This is a genomic window from Mycolicibacter engbaekii (assembly GCF_002101585.1).
Taxonomy (GTDB): domain Bacteria; phylum Actinomycetota; class Actinomycetes; order Mycobacteriales; family Mycobacteriaceae; genus Mycobacterium; species Mycobacterium engbaekii.
This window is the reverse complement of sequence record NZ_LQOT01000064.1, coordinates 1-1,258: the sequence shown is the minus strand read 5'-3', so window position 1 is coordinate 1,258 and position 1,258 is coordinate 1. Positions and strand designations below refer to the sequence as shown.

Annotated in this window: 1 pseudogene; it reads left to right on the top strand. The window is 59.1% G+C overall.

What is annotated here, in order from left to right:
* Window positions 1–950 (top strand): annotated as a pseudogene (locus AWC02_RS22035) (hypothetical protein); the annotation flags it as partial.
* Window positions 951–1,258 lie beyond the last annotated feature (308 nt).

Here is a 1,258-nt window from a genome sequence, read left to right as displayed (position 1 = left end):
GAGTTCGCCTTACAGTGGACCTCGACCCACCAACCCCAAGCCGCATAGCGACTGGACCACCAAACGGGTCCCCCTCAGCACGGATCACGGTCTGCCAACGTGACGACGACGCCAAGATCCTTGCCGACTGGCTTCTGAAAGGTCACTTCAGCAAATACTTCGGCACCCAGGAGCTGATCGTGCAGCTGTTCATGGAGGCGGTGAAATTCCATCGAACATCGGTGGAAATGAGAGGAGATCGATTGGCCGCTGGTGTCGTTCCGTACGGGAACTTCGGTACCAGCCCTACCGCCGAATGGTCCCTGGATCTCAAGCTACACACAGACGTCACAGACCCCGTACTGGCAAGGCTCCTTGCGCACGGAGGTCAGATCGCCGCGGTCGTGGAGGGCGCGCTGAATCCTGATTCAGTCATCGGACGCGCTCGGGCGACGGCGCTCAAGGAGCTGGGCGAGCCGAAAGACGATGAGAACGAGGACGAGAACCAGTACGATGATGACGACGACGACTGGGACGACGATGAAAACGATGACCCGGATGCCCCGTGGAACCAGTCCGCGGTTGAGCGTCTGCCCAAAGCCATCAGTCCAGGTGAGATACCGGTCCAGTTCTGGCGTCGAGTCGCGGGGGAAGCCAAGCCGATTGCCTACGATTTTGTCTTCAGCTGGAGTGGCGATCGCGCAGCGGATTGGTCCTATGGGATCAGTCCTGATAACGCTGACGTGTCAGCCAGGCAATTTTCTTCGGGAACTGCAACGTGGGCAGACGGCGTGAACGTTCACCTCACGTATTCGTCTCCAGATTCTGGATTGGATGGCGAGGCGACGCTGAGCGCAGCTGCCCCCATGTTGATGAACCCGAGTTCGGATGACTACATGAAGAGACCGATGTCGTGGGTTGACCTTGCCATGCGGATCATCGCGTTCCTCGCTGAATTGCGCCGCGAGTAGACCAGAATACGCACAACCCCCGCCCCTGCGGCGGAATCCAGTGCCGGCCGGCCACCTCTCAAAGTGTCGTATCAGAGGTGTAACTTGCCGATCGACCACTACCGACACCTAGGAGCTGCATGTATACAGACGTGGATCCAGATCGGGTTTCACCATTTCAGATCGCACGAGTCGTGCCCGAGGACGAGTTGGGCGGGACAGCCAAGATTGTGGTCCTCGATCCGCTGGAGTTGAGGGGGACCCGTTTGGTGGTCCAGTCGCTATGCGGCTTGGGGTTGGTGGGTCGAGGTCCACTGTAAGGCGAACTC